Below are 21,623 nucleotides of genomic sequence, written 5' to 3' on the forward strand. Positions count from 1 at the left end.
TGTACATTTCGTTTATTGTTCTTTATGAAGAACACAAGATGATCATAAACCTTTTGATCTAAATACAAAAGTCTCATAAATAGCCAAAATGTTCTTTTTAAAGAATAAAACAGGACTTTTTCTCTGTATTTCTCTTATTCTCTTATTATTTCTAGGTATTTAGTTCTTTTTAAAGAATTTTTAAACTAGAAAAAACGGCTTCGCTAAAGCAGAAGCCGTTTCTACGCTTTTAGCTTCACCTCTCCCTTAGAAAAATAAAGACAGGATAAACGTCCACACACAGACAAACGCCAGCAGACCGAAGCTGTATTTAATCGTCATTTTCATAAGGTCCGCTTCCTTTCCTGTTTCACCGACAGCAGCGGCTGCAATGGCAATCGATTGCGGAGAGATCAGTTTTGCCATAACGCCGCCTGCTGTGTTTGCGGATACGAGCAGAGCGGGATTGGTCCCAAGGATTGTGGCTGCTGTAGCCTGCATGGGGGCGAATAACGTATTATTGTTCACGACTGAGCCGGTCATAAATACGCCAATCCAGCCGAGAATGGGAGCAAGCAGCGGGAAGGCTCCGCCGGTTGTGGCCATTGCTTCACCGAGAACGGCTGTCATTCCTGCATAGGTCATCAGCTTTGCAATGCCAAGAATGAAGCAGATCATAAGGATCGGAATCCAGAATTCGGAGATGGTTTTGGTAAACAAGGCAAAGCCTTTTGCAAATCCAAAGCCTTTCGCAGTCAAAATAGTGGTTAAGACAGCCAGTAATATCGCGGTTCCTGTAGCACTGACTAAGTCCAGAGCGGAGATCAGGCTTGACCCCGGGATAGGGAAAGTTATTTTGGTAAAGGCCAGTGGTCCGCCCTCCGCAAACAGGGTCTTAAATGCGGGAAGACTCCAGATCAGGACGAAGAGACTTAATAAGTAAAAAGGAGACCACGCCTTAATCACTTCCTGAAGCGGGTATTTTTTTATCTCAGTCTGCTGTTCGCCATGCAGAAGAAGGTGTTTAGGCTTCCACTTCCTTAAGAATAAAGCCAGTGCACCCATAGCCATCAAAGAAGGAATGATATCAGCAAGCTCAGGTCCTAAAAATACTGTAATGATTGCCTGGGAGATTGTATAAATAGAAGATACGACAAGGATTGCCGGGAGCACATCCTTTATTCCTTTAAGCCCGTTCAGCAGAAAAATAAGTAAAAATGGAATCGTAAAGTTGATGATTGGGAGAGTCAGAGCTGTCAGCATCGATACATCCATGGCAGTCACATTGCCTTCGAGGTTCAGAGTTCCCGTAATGGCTACCGGAATTCCAATGGCACCGAACGCACCGGAAGCGCCGTTTGCAATCAGGCACAGCATGGCTGCCTCAAGCGGTTTAAACCCAAGAGAGACAAGCAGTACAGCGCAGATCGCAATGGGTACCCCAAATCCCGCTGCCCCTTCCAAAAACGCGTTAAAACAGAAGCCGATCAGCAGAAGCTGAATGCGTTTATCATTTGAAATTCCTCCAATACTTGCCCGCAGCACTTCAAATTTTCCTGATTCAACAGAAATCTTGTAAAGCCACACAGCCATCACGATGATATAGCCAATCGGCCACATCCCTTGGATTGCTCCCTGGACCACACTTCCTGCAGCTTCAGGCAGGGGAAGTTTGAAAATCAGAGCGGCAATAAGGAATGTAACCCCCAAATTCAGGAAAGCAGCATAAATTCCTTTCATCTTAAAGACGGTCAAGCATAAAAGAAACAATACAATCGGTACAGCAGCAGTCAAAGAGGAAAGCAGCAAATTGTCAAAGGGATTCAGGGAAGGTGACAGCATAGCAATCGGCTCCTTTTTAATCTTTTATGTGAAAAGATTCACAAGAACAGCCAAAAAATATAGTTTGTTTTGTGAAGTCCTTCACATGTAATATTTTACTCTTCTTTCAGAAAAAAACAACCGTTATTTTACAAGAAAGCTATAATAGAAGTCAGCTCTGCAAAGTTTAATAAAAGGAGTATGCTATGCACCGAAACCGGATTATTTATGCCGCAGTGATGATCTTAGTCATAGCGATGGGATTGCTCTCCCGGAGGCTTTCCATATATCTCCCCGGCTGGGTCAATGCTTATTTGGGTGATGCACTCTGGGCCGCTATGGTCTTTGTTGGCTTCGCCTTTCTCTTTAACAGAAAAAAAACCTCCCTCATTGCAAGTATCGCTGCCCTGTACTGCTTACTGACCGAGTGCAGTCAGCTGATTCAAACGTCTTGGCTCAATGAGATCCGGGACACGATGCTCGGCGGACTTGTGCTCGGGTATGGGTTTCTTTGGACTGATTTAGCAGCGTATGGCATAGGGATTGCGCTTTGTGCGGTGATGGAATGGAAGTGGAAGAGGGGAATCGATTGATTTCCAATGGTCTACAGGAGAGGCTCCGCCCTGCAATAGGGTGGGGCCTGTCCCCGAAAATTTTACTGTACTAAAGCTCCGGCACCGCCTCCGGAAATGCTTGCAGCGCAAGGCGCTGGAAAGCAGGTCCTCCGTCCCCTGCTGCGGTGAAACGAGTGGGGCCAGGCACCGTGCCTGTCCCCGAGAATTTTACCGTACTAAAGCTCCGGCACCGCCCCCGGAAATGCTTGCTGTAGAAGGAATTGGAAAGCAGTCCCTCCGCCCCCCGCTGCGGTGAAGCAAGTGGGGCCAGGCACCGCCGCTACCCGCCGCTACCGCCGCTAACCCCGCCAACTGCCCCGCTTCTCAAAATACAAAAACCCCCCGCCAAACGGCAGAGGGCCACCATCATTATATAAACTCCGTCTTCCTAATCGCTTCCTCCACAAGGGTAGACAGCTCTGTTCCTTCTTTATCATCAATCCACTTGGCTAGTGCCTTCATGGTGCTTGCAAAGTCCTTGCGCTGGGTTTTGCTTGTATCGTAATAAAGGCCGATCAGATCTTTTTTGAACAGGCGGGTCCAAAATTTCTGGCCGCAGTCTTCCCAGCTTTCAGCGGTCTTCATTTCAAGAATTTCCCGCAGATCCAACAGGTTGTTGCGGTATTTTCTCACCGTATTGACTGATTTTCCTGTGGCTTTTTCCCTGTAAAAGGACATCAGGTCATGGGCATAGAAATTTTGGATGGTATCCGGCCTGAAACCGAGTTGTTCATAATAGGGAATCTCATCCTGCTGAACTTCAACGGACCGCTCTTTTTTCGGCGGGTTTGCCGGTTTGAGGGATGAGGTCCTTTCTTCACTGCCTGAAACAAATGGCGACACCGGAAGTCCGAGGGTCCTGCGAATCGTGTTCATATCCGCTGTCTGTCCGGAGGCCCCCACATCTATGTTCTTGTACAGGTTGTGCTCGTATTGACTCAGCCACAGCTCCGCATCAGCTTCTCTGCCGGCTGCGCACAATTCGCGAAGAGAGAGGTAATCATACATTGGGATTTTTTGATCAGGATCCATATTCATTATGGCCTGAGCAAAATATCCGAAATGATGGTCATCCGCTGATTCAGGCTGAAAGACCATATTGCTTATTTCAGCATTGACAGGAAGGCTAATGGATTGGGAGGTTTCGTCTATTAGGGAAATTGCCGAACCAGTCTTCCCCATCAGTTTTTTAAAGCCACTCGCATTTTTGCTGCCTATCGCCGACAGCTTCATCATGCCGTCTTCAATTTCAAGGGAGCCGTAAATCTCTCCGATTCTGGCGCTTTTTTTCATTTCACTGTCTTTATAAAGCTTCCAGTTTCCGCCCCAGCTCACTGATTTTTCTTCGGGGGTCCATTCATCAATTAAGAACTCGCTGTTCGTGTGTAAAAATTGAAACAGAGAATTTTCATTGTGAATTCGATAGCTTATTTCATAGCGTTCAATGACAGTTTCCTGACTTTGATCATTCTGTAAGCCATTTTCCTTTTCAACGACCTCTGCCATAATTTCGAGATAATAATCAAGCAGTACCTCTTCGTGAGAAAGGTTCTTTTCCTTCATTCGTTTTTCAGTCATGTTCTTGGCTGCATCCAGTCCCTGAGGAGTGGTGAAAGCCCGGACTCCATGAAAAATATGCTGATTTCCGTAGGGCTCAAGCATGGAAAGGGTACCGTACCATGGAATGAACTGGCCGGTGTTTTCCTCTGAACGGGGGACCTCAAACGTTTCGTCTGTAAAGAGATCTTTAAACATAATCTGTTCCTGCGAAGCATCGACCGCCTGCACAAGACGCGGCCGCAGCGCAACCCAGGCTTCGGTCATTTCCTGATGGGGGGAACTCAGCTTACCTTGAGCAGACTCTGCAAACAGCTCGATCCCGCGCTTCCCGTTTTCAAAACGGCAGAAAAAGTACAGCCAAAATTCGAGTACGGCTTCTTCGCGGTTATAGGGAATGGTTTGATTAGAACGGTCTCTTAATTGCTTGCGGTACTTTTCCAATTGCATAAAATCCAGCTTATGATAGATAAAATCATGCAGTAAGTGAACAAGCTCTGCCTTGTGACAATAAAATCGTTCCAGTCTGGCTTCTGTCATATGAATAACATCTTCATTTTTAAGACAGCATTTCTTGTATTTTTTCCCGCTGCCGCATGGACACGGAGCATTTCGGTTAATCGACATCATACTCACCTTTTTATTTAGACTACTATTAAGTTAAATGGATTTAGGTCCTCAGGTCAACCTTAGAGGAAGGATGGATAAAAAAAGAAAAAGCCCGGGTCATCTGATGACAGATGGTCCGGACTTTAACCTAGGCCCCGAATTTTCCATTTGTTGAATTCAAGGAACTCTTTGAACTGCTCCTTCGATACACCGGACTGCATTGCTTCGCGGACGAGACTGGACCATTCGTTATCAAGATCCCCCTGGTCTTCGGCCGCACTTCCGTTAACCAATGTATTCACAGGCTCACCCAGAACAGAAGAGACCTTTTCCAAAAATAAAATAGAAGGGTTGGACTGAAGGTTCCGTTCGATGGAGCTTAAATAAGACTTGGCTACACCTGCACGGTTTGCAAGCTCTGACAACGACAAATTTTGTTCTTTGCGGTATTTGCGAATACGTTCACCAATCATATTTACCAGATCCTATCCTATGTTTGGTTCTATAATACCATATAACGAATTGGAAATTGCTATAAAAAGAACAATTTCGACAATTTTTGTTCGACAAATTTTTTACTTTCGGGACAATCAGCTTTTTACAGTTGCTTCTTCAATTTTTTCTTTATCCGCACCCATTCTTGTCTTCATCCCAGCCGAAAGCTTCTCCAAAATTTCTGAAGTGGTGTAATCTTTATATTGGATTTCCTGCCTTAAAAAGTCTGCGCACGTATGAATGAATGAGCTGGCAATCAGCTCTGTGACTTTTCGGTTAAAGCTCCCGGCTACAAGTCCGACAACCGGAGAAATGAGAATATTTGCCTTGCCGATGGTTTTGCCGGCAAGTTTGGCTAAGGTAGATGCGCCTTCCTTGCTCATTTGCTTTGTCCCGTACTTAAGGGCTGCCTTGCCGAGTGCGCGTCCGCCTTCAGAAGCGACAAATGGCAGCAGGATTGATTGCAGGAGCGGTTTCGCTTCCTTCGTAAATCTCAAAAAATTGCGATTCACAGGGATGCCCATAACCGTCATGATGTCCCTCGCCATATACAAATACACAGCGCTTCGTCCCATCACATCCATCCCGATCGGAAAAGCCTCCGCCGCATGGGCGAGATTTTTATAGCTCACCGGGCTGTTTGAGTCGAGCCGCTCCTGGATGAGCTTTTTTGCCGAATCAATCTTCCTTTCCACCTCAATCTTCTGAGCTGCGGTAAAGGCGCGCTTCGTCGCATCCGGAATCACATCAAGCGTCCGGTCAATCAGCTGCGTCAATCCATGTGCCGGAATTCTGACTTCCCCAAGCATCACTTTTTCCTTCGCAAGCACCCGGCAGATCGGCAAATGAGGCAATTCTTTTTGCAAAAACTTAAAAAACGCCTCATTGTGATCAAACGTCTGAGTCAGCACAACGATAACCGGCATGTACTCGGCAAAGCTGCGGATCCACTCAATCTCCGTCGACTCAAGCCGCCTGCTTTCATTCGAAATGCAATACCACATAATATGAAGATGATCCGCCGCATCCGTCGAAGCCGCACGCTTCCGGATCTCGCTCACAATCTGCTTACGCGAAACCTCGCGCTGCTCTAAATCAAGTTCCATCCCCTTCGTGTCAAAAAGATGAACAGGCGCCTCCGGAATCCGGTACTCCGTCAAAGCCTGTGAAACCGGCCGTCCGACACCCGTCTCCGCCTCATCAAAACCAAAAACCGCGTTAATCAGCGTACTCTTTCCAACTCCGGTTTTCCCTGACAGCACAATGTTCGGGATCATAAAATTCCGGTTAAAATCCTCATTCAACTCACTCAGCTCATCCTGAAGCCGCGCCAAAACCTCACTCCACTCAATCTCATTGCCGGATTTCTCCATGCTGCATCCTCCTTAAGCATAGTACTCATCCATACCCGCTTTCCTATGGGTATATAACCTCCGCCATTGCCTGTATAATGGAAACAAACCAAAAAACGGAGGCATCCCATGAGCAACTTATCTTTTTGGATGTGGTACATAATCGCAGCCGTCTGCGGCGGACCCATCCTCTACTCAATCTTTGGAAGCGACACAACCAAGCTTCTCATCGCGAGCGGTATTTATTTTCTCGTAGTCTATATTATCCTCACCCAATGGAAAAACAACAAGACAAAGGTTTAAAACCCCGCAAAACGGGTATTACATCTTTTACCACTATGATGAACTGAGAGGTAGTACCGATGTTTAACTTTGACCACACAGCCTATCTAGCCTATTTAAAGCTTGTCCGGAACGTTTCAATCCTGGGAATGATCGTATTTATAGGATATTACACAATCAGCCAGCTCCAATCCGGCACAGGCCAAATCGAATTCATCTACGCAGGCCTCGGCTCCGCCGCCGCCGCCCTCACCATGGGCTTAGCCATTGGAAGAATGAAAAGTGCAGCAACCAGCAGATAAGCAAAGAAGGGGGAACCCTTCTTTTTTTTATGGAGTCCCCTTCTGGCAGAAAAGGATTGGGAAGGGCCTTTCTGCAGGCAGTGAGAAACAGAGCACCGGAAAGGGAAGCCTTCGATCCCTGATGAATTGGCGCATGGGGGCTGGGAGAAGCAACTTGTATGCATCATGCATGGGGATTTGGGAAAAGGCAGGCTTCGATCCCTGTTGCACCACCGCATGGGGATTGGGGAAAAGGCAGGCTTCGATCCCTGTTGCATCACCGCATGGGGATCTGGAAAAAGTCTGCTTTCGACCCTTGTTGCACCACCGTATGGGATCTGAAAAAAGTCTGCCCTCGATCCCTGTTGCATCACCGCATGGGGATCTGGAAAAAGTCTGCCTCCGACCCTTGTTGCATCACTCCATGGAGATTTGAAATAAAGCAGGCTCCACCCCTGTTGCACCACCGCATGGGGATCTGGAAAAAGTCTGCCTTCGACCCTTGTTGCATCACCGTATGGGATCTGAAAAAAGTCTGCCCTCGATCCCTGTTGCATCACCGTAGGGGATCTGAAAAAAGTCTGCCTTCGATCCCTGTTGAATCACCGCATGGGGATCTGAAAAAAAGTCTGCCTTCGATCCCTGTTGCATCACCGCATGGGGATCTGAAAAAAAGTTTGCCTTCGACCCTTGTTGCATCACCGCATGGGGATCTGGAAAAAGTCTGCCTCCGACCCTTGTTGCACCACCGCATCAGGGGACAGAGGCAGGATGCTCACTGTCCTTCTGCAGCAATGGATTAGCTGGAATGGGGACGGAGGAAAGCTAGTAGACATAACTGGGGACGGAGGAAACCTCCGACCCCTTTATTATGCGTTTTCGGGGACGGAGCCGCAGCGCTCAAAACCCTTGTGCTGTAAGGGGTTGTAAAGGATGGTGCCGGAGCTTTCATGCTTTAGCAGTGCGGGGGTCGGAGGCAAAGGTGTTTTTTCACCAGATCAAAGCCGATCCCCGCCCCTTCAATCAGTTCCCGACCAGCCTCACGATCCACTCAATGCGGTGCCAGGGCTTTCGTGCTTCACCGTACTCAGGGACAGAGACAAGTGCTCGAAAACCCTTGCACAGCAAGGGTTTAAAGTGCAGGTGCCAGAGCTTTAATCCGCTAATAGACGTGGGGACAGGCACGGTGCCTGTCCCCATGTGCTTCACCGCAAGTGGGGACAGAGACCTAGATTAATAAAGTCTTATCCCCCAAGGCCTCGCAAAGGAGGTGCCAGAGCTTTCATGCTTTAGCAGAGCGGGGGCCAGGCACTCCCGGCCACCCCCTGCTTCAGCAAATCAGGTCCAGCCACTCCCGGCCTCGTCCCGCTTCAGCCGATCAGATCCAGGCACTCCCGGTCTCTCCACGCCCCGCAGGTCCCACCCCCCAACCACCCCCACCCCCGCCTGCAACCACCCCTACCCCCCCCCGCCAAAAACCCCTCTTCCCAACCACCTCCAAATCTCCTACAATAGAAATAAAACGCTTACAAAAGGAGCCCTTAGATGGCGTACCTCAGACGATTTCTTTACTTTTCTGCTATGGTTACGTTTTTGATGACAGCGGTTTTGACGATTTATTATGGGAAGGAAACGTTTCATGTGACGGGGACGGTGTCTGGGCAGATGAAGATGAAGTCTGCTTACCATTTTGTGCTGATTCCGGAGGAGCTGGATAATGAGTATTGGAAGCTGGTCCAGGATGGGGCGAGGGCGGCGGCTGTGAAGCATGGGGTGACGCTTGAGTATCTTGGACCGAAGCAGGCGAATATGGATGAGCATTTGAAGACGATTGATATGGCGATTGCGGGCCAGGTGGATGGGCTGCTGACGCAGGGGATTGTGGATGAGGAGTTTACGCCTTTGCTGAATAAGGCGGTTCAGAAAGGGATTCCGGTGGTGACGATTGATACAGATGCACCGAATAGCGATCGGGCGGTGTATATCGGGACGGATAATTATTATGCGGGGTTTTTGGCGGGGAAGGCGCTGCTTGCAGATACGAGGGGGCCGCAGACGGTTGGGATTATAACGGGCCGGTTTGAGGCGTCCCACCAGAAGCTTCGGGTTCAAGGGTTTTTGGATGCGGTGAAGAATGAGACGCGGGTCCGGGTTGCGGATACGAAAGAGTCGAGTATTACGAAAGCGGGTGCGGTCAAGGCGGCGTACGAATTGGTAAAGGAATTTCCCGATCTCAGCGCTTTTTACGGAACAAGCGCTCTTGACGGAATTGGCATTGCGCAGGTTATGGAATATCTGAAAAAGAAGGCGTATGTCGTAAGCTTTGATACTCTTCCGGAAACGCTCCAATACATGGAAGAGGGCTTGATTCAGGCAACGGTGGTGCAGTATCCGTATGAGATGGGATATAAAGGGGTCGAGACGATGCTGCAAATTAAGCAGGGAAAGGCTCCGGAGGGGGTTCAGCATACCGGGACGGAAGTGATCCGGAAGCAGGATCTGCCGCTGATTCCGTCAAAACCGGAGGGGGCGCAGGTAAAATGAAGTCAATCCGCAATAAGCTGCTTGTTTACTTTTCCGTTTTTGCCGCGCTGTTTAACGTTGTGACCTTTTCCATCTATCTGAGCAGCAGCCGGATTGTGTCAGAGTATCACCAGAGTTTTCAAGGCTTTCTCCTGTTTAATGAAGTTTCCCAGCAGGCGAATACCATCTACGAAAAAATCAATGGCTATGCGGTGGAAAAGGATCGGAAGTTTGTCAGGGAATATGAACAGGTGAAGCAATCATTCAGCAGAAATTTGGAGCGAATGAACGAAGAGAAGCCTGCAGGAGTGGATGACCCGCAGCTGCAAAAATACAAGAATATGATGCAAAGTCTGCTGACGGAGAGTGAGGAGACCATCCGGGAGGTGAATACGAGTCAGATCGAGGACTATCTTCTTCATTTGAGGGAGGTCCGGAGCATTTCCTCGTATCTTCAGGAATCGACGCTTACGCTGCTGAACATGGAATTGTCTGAGTACCGTACTTTTTATCAGGGTATGGAAGAGCGGAACCAGGCGTTTCAGTGGTTTGCGGTGAGTCTTTTCACGTCTACCTTGCTTTTGGCGCTGCTGCTGGCACTTTTTTTCTCAAGAGGGGTGACCCGTCCGATCCGTCAGCTGTCGCGCGCTGCCCGTGAAATTGCTTCGGGACGGTTTGAAGGACCGCCGATTAGGCTGAAGTCCAAGGATGAAATCAGTGTGCTCGGCGAGTCGTTCAATTACATGCGCAGCAATTTAAAGCGGCTGATTGAAGAGATGGAGGAAAAATCCGAGCTGGATCAGCTGCTCAAGGAGCTCGAATTGAAGCATTTGCAAAATCAGATTAATCCGCATTTTTTATTTAATACATTGAATACGATTTCCCGGATGGCATATCTGGAAGATGCAGGAGTCACAAGCAGGCTGATTGAGTCTGTTTCAAAGCTGCTCCGGTATAGTCTTGGAGATTTGAATAAAACCGTCACGCTCTCAGAGGAAGCAAGTGTCGTTCAGGAGTATTTTTATATTCAAAAAACGAGATTCGCCGACAGGATTACATTTAAAACGGAAATTGACGAGAGCTGTCTGGAGAGCCTGATTCCAAGCTTAACGCTTCAGCCTCTTGTGGAAAATGCCTTTATTCACGGGGTTGAAAACAATGAAGCGGGCGGGGAAATTGGCTTGAGGATTTTTTCGGAAAAAGGCGTCCCGGTCATTGAAATACGCGACAACGGGGAAGGGATGACCGCCGAACAGGTTAATAGAATCTTTGAGCAGCAGGAGCATGAGCATGACATCCGGAGCGGTCACTCAACAGGGATCGGCCTGCGGAATGTAATCAGGCGGCTTGAGCTTTTTTATAAAAGAAAAGATGTGCTGCAGGTTGATTCGAAAAAGGGAGAGGGTACGACGATCCGAATCAGATTGGGGGAAGCGGGATGAAGGTAGTCATTGTTGACGATGAGATGATTGAGCGAAGGGCGATGCGCAAGTTTATTGAAGAGAGCATGGCAGGATTTGAGGTAGCCGGGGAGGCAGCGAACGGCCGGCTGGCGGTGGAGCTTGCCTCTAAGCTTCGGCCGGATCTAATGCTCATGGATATTAAAATGCCGGGCATGGATGGACTGGAAGCGATCAGGAAAATAAGGGTAAGCGAGCCGGAAATCCGTTTTATTATGGTTTCCGCCTATGATTCGTTTGACTACGCGAAGGAAGCCATGAAGGAAGGGGTCAAGGAGTACATTTTAAAGCCGGGAAAAAAAGAAGAAACAATCGAAGCCCTTTTCCGAATCAAAAAGGAGATTTTGGGAGAGCGCAGCGCTTCTCTGGAAAAGGAAGAAGCTGTTCAGCTCGTGAAGAAGCATTTGGCAGAACGGCTCAGCCACCGGAATCCTGCTCCGGCAGAGGTGGACCGGTTCCATCAGCTGTTTCCCGGGATAAGGGGCGGGTTTTTCCTGATTCTCTCCGGCTGTTCGCCTAAGGAAGCAGAGCCTGTTCTTGGTCGGCATTCCCCTGTTCCGTATATTTGCACACAGCAGAACGGCAATCGGATGAGCTATCTGTTTCTTGCATCGGAGGAAGAAGAATCCGGTCTGAGGACGGCAGCACTTCGGCTGGCAAGATCCATGACGCTCTCGATTCAAGGAAGCCGAGCAGGAGTCGGCTACCCGGTTCTGTCTCTCAAAAAACTGTGGAAATCCTATCAGGAAGCCTTTGCTGCCTGGGAATCCATTGAACCGGGTGCGGATGTTCCTTACCGGTTTTATCATGAATCGGAAGAAGGGGAGGCACAGTCCCTCGCTGAGAAGCTCCGGCCGCTCATTTTTTCGGGGAAAACGGAGGAAGCCTTGCTTTTATTTGACAGGTCGCAAGTGGAGATCGAAGCGCTGAAAGAAGGGCTCGCTGCTGTAAAGTATGAGCTTGAAAAGCAGGGGATCGATGTCCAGCGTGTTCCGCTTATGAATGCCGGAAATCAGGAGGAACTGAGGGAAATCCTCTATACGTTCTGTGAAAAAGTCCAATGGGCAGCAGGCGAAAAAGAGGTCGCGGTGAAAGCGAGACAGTATATTCAAGCCAACTTTACAGAGCCAATAACGCTTGAGGAGGTGGCCGGGCAGACAAACCTGAGCCCGACTTATTTCACGAAAATCTTCAAAGAGCAAACCGGGCAGACCTTTATTGACTGTGTCACAGAGCTTAGAATGAAGCGGGCAAAGGAGCTGCTCGCAGGCAGGGACCTCAGTTTAAAGGAAATTGCGTATGCGGTCGGATACCGGGACCCCAGCTATTTCAGCCGTGTTTTCAGGAAAACAGCGGGGCAGACCCCGAAGCAATTTCGTAAACACATCATAAAAAAGTCCTGATTTTCATAAAAAAGTGCAGGGAATCGTTCCAATATGAACCGCTTTTTATCTTTATAATTAATCTTGTTAACGCTTTCAAAAAACGTTTCAAGGGGGATGAAGATGAAAAAGGGGTTCTTTTTGGCATTATTGTTACTTTTCTCGCTTGTTATCTCGGCCTGCGGCAATGCTTCGACCAGCGGAGAAAAAGCGGAAGGCGGCGGAAAAGAAGGAAAATTAGATATCTTCAGCTGGTGGACCGGGGCAGGTGAGGAGGACGGCTTAAAAGCGCTGATCAAGCTGTTTGAAGAAAAACACCCGGATGTTCCGCTTGAAAATGCGGCGGTTGCCGGAGGAGCCGGAACGAATGCAAAGGCGGTTCTTGCTTCCCGGATGCAAGGAAATGATCCGCCCGCCACATTTCAGGTTCACGGCGGTGCTGAACTGAATGAAGGCTGGGTTAAAGCAGGAAAAATGGAATCGCTGAATGATCTTTACGAAAAAGAAGGCTGGATGGATAAATTCCCTGAATCGTTAATTGACCTTGTGTCTAAGGATGGCGAAATTTACTCCGTGCCTGTAAATATTCATCGTGGAAATGTGCTTTGGTACAACAAAAAAGTATTCGAAGACAATGGGCTTGAGCCGCCGGCTACATTTGAAGAGTTTTTCAAAGTGGCTGATGCTTTGAAGGCAAAAGGCATTACACCGCTTGCTCTTGGTGATAAGGAGCCGTGGGCAGCAACGCATCTTCTGGAGGCGGTGTTATTGGGCACCCTCGGCACAGAGGATTACGGGGCATTATTTAATGGTGAATTAAAATGGGATGATGCAAAAGTAAAAACAGCACTCGACAACTACAAAAAAATGCTGGATTACGTTAACGAAGACCACAGCTCCCGCAACTGGCAGGACGCTTCCCAGCTCGTAGCAAACGGTGAAGCAGCGATGAACGTGATGGGGGACTGGGCTAAAGGCTACTTCGTAAACGATTTGAAGCTGAAAGTGAATGAAGACTTCGGCTACACGGCCACACCTGGAACAGACGGTAAATTCATCGTGATTACCGATACGTTCGGACTTCCTAAGGGCGTGGACAATCCCGAAAACGTCAAAAAATTCTTATCTGTACTCGGTTCCGTTGAAGGTCAGGATGCCTTCAACCCGCTAAAGGGCTCTATCCCGGCACGTACGGATGCGGATGTCAGCAAATATGACCAATATGGAAAAGACACCATTGAAGATTTCAAATCCGCTGAGCTTTCACCGAGCCTTGCGCACGGGTCGGCTGCAGAGGAGGGCTTTGTTACAAAAGTAAACCAGGCCGTGAACATCTTCGTTACCCAAAAGGACGCCGATCAATTTATCAACGCAGTCAAATAACGGGGTGAGGCCTCCGGTCAAACCGGGGGTCGCCCTTATTTTTGGAGGTGCAAGGTTTGGAAACAGTCAAAGAAACACCGATCGCACCCTCTGTAAAGGTGCAATCCGCTAAAAAGCGGAAGCTGTCTGCGGACCATTTGACCGCCATCGGTTTCCTGCTGCCATCATTTTTGCTCATTTTAATCTTTGTCTACGGATTTATCTGCTGGACAGGATACGTTTCCGTCAGCAGCTGGAACTCCCTCGTCCCTGATTTCAGCTTCGCAGGACTAGAGAACTATCTGTTCCTGTTTCAGGATTTCCGCTTTCAGGCAGATTTGAGAAATACGCTGTTCTTCACCATCCTCTTTATTGGCCTGGTGATTGTCATGGGCATCCTGCTCGCCATTTTGCTTGATCAGAAAATCAAGGGAGAATCCATCTTCCGCAACATCTTCTTTTTTCCGATGGCCTTATCGTTTGTTGTAACAGGAGTTGTATGGCAATGGATTTTAAATCCGTCTACCGGGGTGAACCTGTTCCTGAAAAGTTTCGGCATCCAGCCAAAATGGTACACAGACACAGATATTCTCGCCGGCTTCAAGTGGGGAAGCATTGAATTTGGGCTGCCTGCCGCCCTATTTGCTGTCGTCCTTGCAGCGGTCTGGCAAATGACCGGCTTCTCACTCGCGATGTACCTTGCCGGACTGCGCGGAATTTCAGAGGAAGTAAGAGAAGCGGCACGGATGGACGGAGCAAGCGAATTCACCATTTACCGGAAAATCATTTTGCCCCTGCTGCGCCCGATTACTGTGAGTGTCATCATCATCATGGCCCACATCTCGCTGAAAATTTTTGACCTGATCTACGCCATGACTGGTCCCGGAGCCAACTTCGTTACCGATGTACCGGGTGTATACATGTTCGAAACGACCTTCCGGGGAAATATGTACGCAAACGGGGCCGCCATCGCCATCATCATGCTCCTGACCGTCGCCATTTTTATCGTTCCATACCTAATTTCAAGCCGGAAAGGAGAGACCTGACATGGCAGTAAGACAAATCGGCAAACCCATCCTTTACCTGCTGCTCCTTGCAATGAGCCTGTTTTTCCTCATGCCGGTCTACGTCATGATCATCACAAGCCTAAAGCCGCTCGACCAGATCACATTGGCCGGAATGTGGAACCTGCCCTCCGCTCTGGATTTCTCAAGCTACGGCACCGCATTCGAAAAGCTTGCACCCAACCTGCTGAACTCGTTTTATCTCGTCATTCCAGCTACCCTGCTGTCCGCCCTGCTCGGAGCCATGAACGGCTACGTCCTGTCCAAATGGAAATTCCGCGGCGCAGACGCCGTCTTTACGATGATCCTTTTCGGTATGTTTATTCCGTATCAGAGCATCCTCATCCCATTAATCCAATTCCTGCGTGACGCCGGCCTTTACAACACAATCGGAGGACTGATCTTCGTCCACGTCATCTACGGAATTCCAATCACAACACTCATGTTCCGGAACTTTTACGCCAGCATTCCGGACGAAATGATCGAATCCGCCAAAATCGACGGCGCCAGCTTCCTCGGAATCTTCCGCCACATCATGATTCCACTCTCCATCACAGGCTTCGTCGTCGTCGCCATCTGGCAATTCACCAACATCTGGAACGAATTTCTATTCGCCGTCACCATCACCACCTCCGGCCAGCAGCCCATCATGGTCGCCCTCCAGAATCTATCCGGCAGCCAAATCGTCCAATGGAACGTGCAAATGGCCGGCGCCCTGCTCGCCGCCCTGCCAACCCTGCTCGTCTACATTTTTTTAGGCAAATACTTCGTAAAAGGATTGCTTGCCGGATCCGTAAAAGGCTAAAGCATGAAAAAAGGAGCTGTCCGCTCCTTTTTTCTGTTATCTATTAATAGGAAGGCGGTGCCCCGCCAAGCAGGACAGCAGCCTTATCCAAATACACCCCGGCATTCAAAAGCGCTTCCGTACACTGCTCAATTCCCACAATGTCCATCGTATCAATTGCCTCCGGATAATTCTCCACCACATAAGCAATCTCCTCACCCGCCAAAAGCAGGTAGTGATGAGCCTCCTCCATCTGCGGCGGAGCGTCAATGCCCTTCAGCTCCTTACTCGCCCCCTCCATCATCAAAAGGGACTCCGCCATCTCAGCCACCCAGCGCGAATCCGTCAGAAGCGAAGGATCCCCGCTCGCCTCTATATTCAGCTGGCCAAACATCAAAAGCCCCTCACTAAGCTGGGTAAGAACCGGCTCAATCGCAGTCAGATAAGCCAGGCTCTCCGTATCCGCATCGGGTGCCGCAGGTTCTTCAGGTGCAGAAGGCTCCTCCGGAACAACAGGCTCTTCCAGCGCAGGCGGTTCTTCCGGCTCACGGGCCGGCTCTTCAGCCTGCACCGGTTTATCCGCAGCAGGCTCTCTATCCACAGCAGCCGGTTTCTCCTCCTGCTGCGGCTTTTCATTGACCACACATCCGCCTAAAATAAAAAATACAGCAATCAGCAAGGCAAAAGCTTTCCTCAAATAGAGTCCTCCTCAAAATGAAACCCATTTTGGTATGCGTTATCCTATGGAGGAGGGAAGAGGGCGGTGCCAGTACCGTAAGGCTTTAGCCAATCCAGGCACAGAGGCGAACAAACGGTAGTTAGTGAAAAGTCATGGGATTGGGAAGTGATTTTGGGTGCCCGGGTGGAGCTGGGATAAAGAGCAGCGGGCGGCGGGAAGAGCAGCATCCGGGGCGGTGCCGGAGGGAGGAGGATAAGCGGAGCACCGTCTAGTGCCGGAGATTAAGCCCTCCACCAAAGTCTGGGGCAGAGATCAGAACCCGCCAAAGCTTGCCGGTGCCTGGAATGGATACTAGTTAAAACCCGCTGCTCCGCCCCCCGGCCGCCCTAGATGGGTTCCAGTTAAAACCCGTGGCTCCAATCCGCCCGAAATGGGTTCTAGAAAAAAACCGTTGCGTTGCTCCGACCCCCGCCTCTTCACCGCGCTGGGGGCCAGAGGCAGGAAGCTCTCTCTCCGTCTCGCGCAAGGCTTTTAATGGATTGGTGCCGGAGAGAATTTAGTAGACATAATGGGGGACGGAGGCAGCCTCCGTCCCCTTTTTTTGTGCTAACCGGTACCGGAGCAGCAACGCTTCAATCCCTTGTGCCACAAAGAGTAATCGAAGCAGGTGCCGGAGCTTTAGCCCTTTAGCGGAGTAGGGGACGGAGGCAACCAAATCATTCCAGTTTCAGCCGTTGTACCCGGAGGCAAGCGGAGCAACGCGGTGGCAGTCAGTTCAAGCAAATCAACACGGTGGCAGGCGGCCTACCAAGGCATGCGGAGCAACGCGGTGGCAGCCCGTGTACCGAAGACGACATAGATCTCTAAGCGGCTCATTTCCAAGTTGGCGAAGTGGATGAGCCGAAAACGGGCGCGGTGATTATGGAAATGATAATGGAACTCCGCAGGCCTTTCCAGAGCCACTAGAGGGAAAAAACACGCAAGAATAGCTATTGTACTGGGGGTTGAGCGATAAAAAGTCAAACGAGCAGTTTAAGCAGCATAAATTAGGAGTGGGAAAATTCGGAGTTGAAGGGGAGCTCCCACTGAAAAATGAGCCAGTCTGTCAGATTAAGTACCGGCATGGTGAGTGCACCTCCTGCTTATACTCAGAGACCGGGACACTCCATAGGTATTTCTCCGCCATCCAATTCGTCTTTCTGCACGCCATATAACTTGCTGGATGCTCGGAATCTTTATATCTATAAAACTTCTGCAAAACGAACCGTCAAATCCCTTTGACTTTCAATCCAAAGCAAGAATTTTGGGCTTTATGATTTTTTATATTCCGCGTATAAAAAGATGCCGTATAATCCCCCGTCAAATATGGCGAAGCAGGGTTACAAGTAAGGAGTGAAGGCCCTTTTCCAGGAGTTTTTCCCTCCCTCTGCGTTTAAATAGGGAGGCTGCATAAGAATCCTTCCTTAATAATATTTTTACAAAATAATTACAAATGCTCATTCTTCAGTCTTATATAATAATATGTGAAAATAGTTAAATTTTACTATTTTCACAAACTATTCCAGAGGTGATGTGTGATGTGATCAGCAGAAAGTCCATTCAAAAAATCTCCTAACACACATACCGTGCGGGGGATGCATGTTAAGAGTGGTGTTCAGCAGCTGTGCTGACTGCTGTCATCTTACCAATTATTGAATTATTGTTTAAGGGGAGAAGCTGAGTGGAGGAAGTCTTTGATGAATACTATATAAAGAGAAAGACAATGGCTCTGGAATCCAAGTGGGATGAGCATGGAAATGTTTTTACCCTTATCCATGAGTATGACGGAAAGCTTGAATATAAGAAAGCAGCTACAGCTATTATTGAGGATAATTGTGTATTTTACGGCAGCAGCTATGAAGGAAGGCTGAGAGCTTCAGGCGAGATTCTGCTGAGGCAAAAGCTTCTGCCTGTGTGTGTTTGTGAGTTTAATGATATTTATATGTTCCCTTCGATGTCACCCAAGAGTGATCAGGTGATCTGGCTTGCAGTGGATCATGTGAAGGATGTCCGCTCATATAAGAATAAGTCGGTTGTTGTCTTTTCGAATGGGGAAACGTTGTTTATTCCGCTGCTGAAGGAATACATAACAAGCAAAGTTGGGAAAACGGCCCAGCTTGCTCTGGCCTATCAGCAGCGAAGAAAAATTTTAATGGAGTCCAAGCCCTGGAAGGATGACCATTATTCATTCTAAGATGAGGCTTGTTAGCACACAAAGAAAAGCCGGGATTCTTTGCTCCGGCTTTTCTTCTATTTTGCCGCTTCCTGCAGAGGGAGAAGACGACCAAGAAGCTGTTCGATTGGCTGTGGTCTGCTGAATACGTAACCTTGGGCCTGGGGGCAGCCAACTGATTGGAGGAAAGAAGTATGCTCGGCTGTTTCCACGCCTTCTGCGATTACGGTCAGGTTTTTGCTGTCTGCAATCTGGATGATAGCTTGTACAATTGCGGCATCCTGTTCATTGGATAGGATATCCTTGATAAAGGAACGGTCAATTTTAACAATATCAATAGGCAGGATTTTCAAGTAATTCAATGAAGAAAATCCGGTTCCAAAATCATCGAGTGCGACTTGAATGCCTGCTTCCTTCAAGGTGTGAAGCTGATTAAGAACAAGGTCAAAATGATCAATGACCACACTTTCTGTTATTTCAATTTTAAAGAGAGAGCTTGGTACGCCATGCTCCTGCAGCTTGCTCAGGATAAACTCCGGAAGGGATTCATGATAAAACTGTTTAATCGAAATATTTACAGCCACGTTGATATCGTGAATGCCGGATTCCATTAACCCCTTCAGATCTCTTGCGGCCTGGTCAATCACCCATTCTCCAAGCTTCCGGACAATTCCTGTTTCTTCTGCAACAGGAATAAATTCGCCGGGAGAGACATGGCCGAGATTCGGATTATACCACCTGATCAGCGCCTCGAGACCCGTTATTTTCATCGTTTCAAGGGAAACCTGAGGCTGGTAATATAAGGTGAATTCGTTTAATTCCAGAGCTCGCTGAAGTTCTTTTTCAATGGCGACTCTTCTGGCCAGATTATTGTTTAGCTCGGGTGTGAAGAATTCATATGTGTTTTTTCCTTTTTCCTTCGCACTGTACATGGCAATATCTGCTGTAGAAATCAGGTCATCGATGGTCTCAGCATGCTGCGGAAAAAGACTGATGCCAATGCTGCAGGTTACGCTCACCTCATTGTCCCCGATCAGAATCGGTTTGGCCATTTCCTCCAGAAGCTGGGCTGAGATGTCTTCAAGATTTCTTTCTTCCGCCCCGCTGTTCGGAAGGGCAATCAAAAACTCATCCCCGCCGTGTCTGCAGAGAATAGCCCGCTCTCCGCATACTCTGCGGATCGTATCGGCTAATTCCTTCAGCAGCTCGTCTCCGGTATCGTGTCCAAGAGAGTCGTTAATCAATTTGAACCGGTCCAGATCACAGAACATAATTGCTACAGAGCGGTCAAACTGTGTGGCGAGACGGAGCTCTTTTTCCAGCTGCTCTGTAAACGAATACCGGTTGTGCATATTCGTCAGGACATCAAAATGAGCAAAGTATTCAAGCTTTTTTTGCTTTTGCCGCAGCTCTTGCATCACGCGGTTAAAATCTGTAATCAGCTGCTCAAAGCTCCTGATCAGCCGCGAAACCTCTGTAATGCTCGTTTTTGGCCAGGACGCCTTATGGTGTGTCAGCTTTGAAGCGGAAAGCTGTTCGGTGATGTTAGACAGCTGCCGGATGGATCGGACCAGCACGCTGCTCAGGTAATAGGCAATGGCAATGGAAAAGCCGATAATCATGAGCACAATACCTAAAAGACGGGTGTAGCTGGCATACAGCGCATTCTGGTAAGGTTCAACTTTTACTGTTGTCATAGGGCGCCACGGAATGGCGGGCACCTCAGCCACTTCTGCTAAGTACGATTGCTTCCACATGCTGATCTTGTTTGAGCCTGTATCCTCAAGAGGCTGCATGATAAATGGCTTGGAGTAATCATCCGTTCTCACGAATTGATTGTTTTTGAGTTGTCCAATGCGGAACATGCTAAGCTCATGCTCATTGTATAAACTCACTTCTATGTTCTCCGTCGGCTTCATGTTGTTCAGAAGCACCAGCAAATCCTTCATGCGGTAGGTGGCCACAGCAAAGCCTGTATAGCTCTTTTCATGAATCGGGACAACGATGCTCGTCATCTGCTCGCGTGTAAAATGATTAAAATAAACATCGGTAACATAAGGATACAGTTCTGACAGCTTTAAAAACTTAACATCGTAAAAAGGCAGATTAGAAGTCTCGGAGTAGATATGGTTCAAATCCTTGCGCTGGTTAAAAACATATATATCCTGCACATATGGCATTGTCCTGCCGAGCTCCCGCAAATGGCTGTCCATATTGCTGCTGCTCGTTATATAGAGGCGCAGAGTATTTAGAGAGGCGCGATGGGTCGATTCCCAGTTGGTCAGAGAGCTTTTGATCATCTGGGTTTTAAGAGATGCAGACTGGCTAATATTATCCAATTCTTCCCTGTATTCTTTGCTGCCTTCATAAACTAAAAGAAACACGGTCGGAATTAGAAAAACAGATGTAAATGTAATAAACAAAAGCTCCTGAAACCTTTTTGGCCGGGCTTTCTTTAAGACGTACTGCTGATACATAAGATAGAGGATGGAAAAAACAAGGCAGTTGAAAATCCCGTTCACCATATATTTGAGGCTTACAATAGCTGTATCGAGCAAATCCATGTCGAGAAATCCGAAATAAAACCAGAAAACGAGTGGAATTCCGATAAAAAGCCAAAAAAGTCCATCCATAATGGCCACATTCACCCGGTATTTTCGGTAAAGCAAGTACACTGACAAACTTTCCGCCGTTAAGATAACGAGACCGAATAAATGATTCCAAAGAAAATAAGTGGCTGCACCTGCCAGGACGGAAGCAGCCAGCCCCGGCTTGATGCCATAACAATAAACAATTAAAAAGACAAAAATTGAACCGAAAAGAAAGTCAATGCCAAAAAAGATTTCGATGGAATAATAGTTTCCCAGCATGGCCAAAGCAGTTAGAACAGCAACACCAAGCCAGTTAAGGGGGTTCTTAATTTGAAAGGTCAATAGGATCACCATATTGGTTATTTTGTCGAATTTTGAAGTCTGCAAAGCTATTATAAGCGGGGATAGGAATTTTGCGCTAGAGGAAGAAACATACAAACCAGAAAAATGAGTCGAAATACCTAGTTTATTTTCTGGAAAAGGAGAATTCGGCGCCTGATTCATCTGGTGGTGGGGTGATGGTGCCGGAGATTTAGTACGCTAAAGGGATGGGGGACAGAGAAACTATGCCGTAAT

16 protein-coding genes and 1 pseudogene are annotated in these 21,623 nt (G+C 48.2%); 10 read left to right on the forward strand and 7 right to left on the reverse strand.

What is annotated here, in order from left to right; genetic code table 11:
• Nucleotides 1-246: 246 nt before the first annotated feature.
• Entirely contained in the window at nt 247-1,821 is a 1,575-nt protein-coding gene (locus tag ACQCVE_RS06135) for an L-lactate permease (protein WP_426862101.1), read from the reverse strand.
• 185 nt (nt 1,822-2,006) lie between these two features.
• Here ACQCVE_RS06135 and ACQCVE_RS06140 point away from each other — a divergent pair, with 185 nt between their 5' ends.
• Nucleotides 2,007-2,393 (forward strand): DUF2809 domain-containing protein, encoded by a 387-nt coding sequence (locus ACQCVE_RS06140; RefSeq protein ID WP_426862102.1) that lies wholly within the window; start codon nt 2,007-2,009, stop codon nt 2,391-2,393.
• Nucleotides 2,394-2,783: 390 nt separating this feature from the next.
• On the opposite strand, the gene ACQCVE_RS06145 is transcribed toward ACQCVE_RS06140, so the two are convergent.
• From ACQCVE_RS06145 to ACQCVE_RS06160, 4 genes and pseudogenes are all read right to left on the reverse strand, one after another.
• A complete protein-coding gene (locus tag ACQCVE_RS06145) occupies nt 2,784-4,511 on the reverse strand; it encodes a hypothetical protein (protein WP_426862144.1) in 1,728 nt (575 codons plus the stop codon).
• Between the two features lie 21 nt (nt 4,512-4,532).
• A pseudogene (locus ACQCVE_RS06150) lies at nt 4,533-4,601 on the reverse strand (SEC-C metal-binding domain-containing protein); the annotation flags it as partial.
• A gap of 122 nt (nt 4,602-4,723) precedes the next feature.
• A complete protein-coding gene (locus ACQCVE_RS06155; RefSeq protein ID WP_426842956.1) occupies nt 4,724-5,053 on the reverse strand; it encodes a helix-turn-helix domain-containing protein in 330 nt (109 codons plus the stop codon).
• 117 nt (nt 5,054-5,170) lie between these two features.
• The gene (locus ACQCVE_RS06160; RefSeq protein WP_426862103.1) at nt 5,171-6,448 is read right to left on the reverse strand and encodes a GTPase; all 1,278 of its coding nucleotides are present in this window, start codon (nt 6,446-6,448) and stop codon (nt 5,171-5,173) included.
• Nucleotides 6,449-6,556: 108 nt separating this feature from the next.
• On the opposite strand from ACQCVE_RS06160, the gene ACQCVE_RS06165 reads away from it, so the two are divergent.
• The 8 genes from ACQCVE_RS06165 to ACQCVE_RS06200 all read left to right on the forward strand — a co-directional run bounded on the left by ACQCVE_RS06165 (nt 6,557) and on the right by ACQCVE_RS06200 (nt 15,586).
• On the forward strand, nt 6,557-6,730 hold the full coding sequence (locus ACQCVE_RS06165; RefSeq protein WP_426862104.1) for a hypothetical protein: 174 nt from the start codon (nt 6,557-6,559) through the stop codon (nt 6,728-6,730).
• Nucleotides 6,731-6,789: 59 nt separating this feature from the next.
• Nucleotides 6,790-7,011 carry a hypothetical protein gene (locus tag ACQCVE_RS06170; RefSeq protein WP_426842953.1) on the forward strand — a complete coding sequence of 74 codons (222 nt, stop codon included), beginning with the start codon at nt 6,790-6,792 and terminating at the stop codon, nt 7,009-7,011.
• Nucleotides 7,012-8,535: 1,524 nt separating this feature from the next.
• Nucleotides 8,536-9,534 (forward strand): sugar-binding protein, encoded by a 999-nt coding sequence (locus ACQCVE_RS06175; protein WP_426862105.1) that lies wholly within the window; start codon nt 8,536-8,538, stop codon nt 9,532-9,534.
• Nucleotides 9,531-10,955: a histidine kinase gene (locus ACQCVE_RS06180; RefSeq protein ID WP_426862106.1), complete on the forward strand. Its 1,425-nt coding sequence runs from the start codon at nt 9,531-9,533 to the stop codon at nt 10,953-10,955. Before ACQCVE_RS06175 ends, ACQCVE_RS06180 begins: the two co-directional genes overlap by 4 nt.
• Nucleotides 10,952-12,376 (forward strand): response regulator transcription factor, encoded by a 1,425-nt coding sequence (locus tag ACQCVE_RS06185; protein ID WP_426842950.1) that lies wholly within the window; start codon nt 10,952-10,954, stop codon nt 12,374-12,376. Before ACQCVE_RS06180 ends, ACQCVE_RS06185 begins: the two co-directional genes overlap by 4 nt.
• Before the next feature lie 96 nt (nt 12,377-12,472).
• Complete coding sequence (locus tag ACQCVE_RS06190; RefSeq protein WP_426862107.1) at nt 12,473-13,738, forward strand: ABC transporter substrate-binding protein; 1,266 nt, start codon at nt 12,473-12,475, stop codon at nt 13,736-13,738.
• 56 nt (nt 13,739-13,794) lie between these two features.
• The gene (locus ACQCVE_RS06195; RefSeq protein ID WP_426862109.1) at nt 13,795-14,763 is read left to right on the forward strand and encodes a carbohydrate ABC transporter permease; all 969 of its coding nucleotides are present in this window, start codon (nt 13,795-13,797) and stop codon (nt 14,761-14,763) included.
• Between the two features lies 1 nt (nt 14,764).
• On the forward strand, nt 14,765-15,586 hold the full coding sequence (locus ACQCVE_RS06200; protein WP_426862110.1) for a carbohydrate ABC transporter permease: 822 nt from the start codon (nt 14,765-14,767) through the stop codon (nt 15,584-15,586).
• A gap of 43 nt (nt 15,587-15,629) precedes the next feature.
• On the opposite strand, the gene ACQCVE_RS06205 is transcribed toward ACQCVE_RS06200, so the two are convergent.
• Nucleotides 15,630-16,262: a hypothetical protein gene (locus tag ACQCVE_RS06205; protein ID WP_426862111.1), complete on the reverse strand. Its 633-nt coding sequence runs from the start codon at nt 16,260-16,262 to the stop codon at nt 15,630-15,632.
• 1,702 nt (nt 16,263-17,964) lie between these two features.
• Between ACQCVE_RS06205 and ACQCVE_RS06210 the strand changes: the two genes are divergently transcribed.
• Nucleotides 17,965-18,477 (forward strand): competence protein ComK, encoded by a 513-nt coding sequence (locus ACQCVE_RS06210; protein ID WP_426842945.1) that lies wholly within the window; start codon nt 17,965-17,967, stop codon nt 18,475-18,477.
• A 56-nt stretch (nt 18,478-18,533) separates the two neighbouring features.
• Here ACQCVE_RS06210 and ACQCVE_RS06215 read toward each other — a convergent pair whose 3' ends face one another.
• A complete protein-coding gene (locus tag ACQCVE_RS06215; RefSeq protein ID WP_426862112.1) occupies nt 18,534-21,389 on the reverse strand; it encodes an EAL domain-containing protein in 2,856 nt (951 codons plus the stop codon).
• Nucleotides 21,390-21,623 lie beyond the last annotated feature (234 nt).

Source organism: Metabacillus sp. 113a (assembly GCF_050107635.1).
In the GTDB taxonomy this organism is placed as follows: Bacteria; Bacillota; Bacilli; order Bacillales; family Bacillaceae; genus Metabacillus_B.

Bases quoted from the DNA above. Each gene is read 5' to 3' on its own strand.
- ACQCVE_RS06185 (WP_426842950.1), top strand. From the start codon at position 10,952: ATGAAGGTAGTCATTGTTGACGATGAGATGATTGAGCGAAGGGCGATG.
- ACQCVE_RS06160 (WP_426862103.1), bottom strand. From the start codon at position 6,448: ATGGAGAAATCCGGCAATGAGATTGAGTGGAGTGAGGTTTTGGCGCGG.
- ACQCVE_RS06175 (WP_426862105.1), top strand. From the start codon at position 8,536: ATGGCGTACCTCAGACGATTTCTTTACTTTTCTGCTATGGTTACGTTT.
- ACQCVE_RS06200 (WP_426862110.1), top strand. From the start codon at position 14,765: ATGGCAGTAAGACAAATCGGCAAACCCATCCTTTACCTGCTGCTCCTT.
- ACQCVE_RS06165 (WP_426862104.1), top strand. From the start codon at position 6,557: ATGAGCAACTTATCTTTTTGGATGTGGTACATAATCGCAGCCGTCTGC.
- ACQCVE_RS06170 (WP_426842953.1), top strand. From the start codon at position 6,790: ATGTTTAACTTTGACCACACAGCCTATCTAGCCTATTTAAAGCTTGTC.
- ACQCVE_RS06140 (WP_426862102.1), top strand. From the start codon at position 2,007: ATGCACCGAAACCGGATTATTTATGCCGCAGTGATGATCTTAGTCATA.
- ACQCVE_RS06135 (WP_426862101.1), bottom strand. From the start codon at position 1,821: ATGCTGTCACCTTCCCTGAATCCCTTTGACAATTTGCTGCTTTCCTCT.
- ACQCVE_RS06180 (WP_426862106.1), top strand. From the start codon at position 9,531: ATGAAGTCAATCCGCAATAAGCTGCTTGTTTACTTTTCCGTTTTTGCC.
- ACQCVE_RS06145 (WP_426862144.1), bottom strand. From the start codon at position 4,511: ATGACAGAAGCCAGACTGGAACGATTTTATTGTCACAAGGCAGAGCTT.
- ACQCVE_RS06155 (WP_426842956.1), bottom strand. From the start codon at position 5,053: ATGATTGGTGAACGTATTCGCAAATACCGCAAAGAACAAAATTTGTCG.
- ACQCVE_RS06190 (WP_426862107.1), top strand. From the start codon at position 12,473: ATGAAGATGAAAAAGGGGTTCTTTTTGGCATTATTGTTACTTTTCTCG.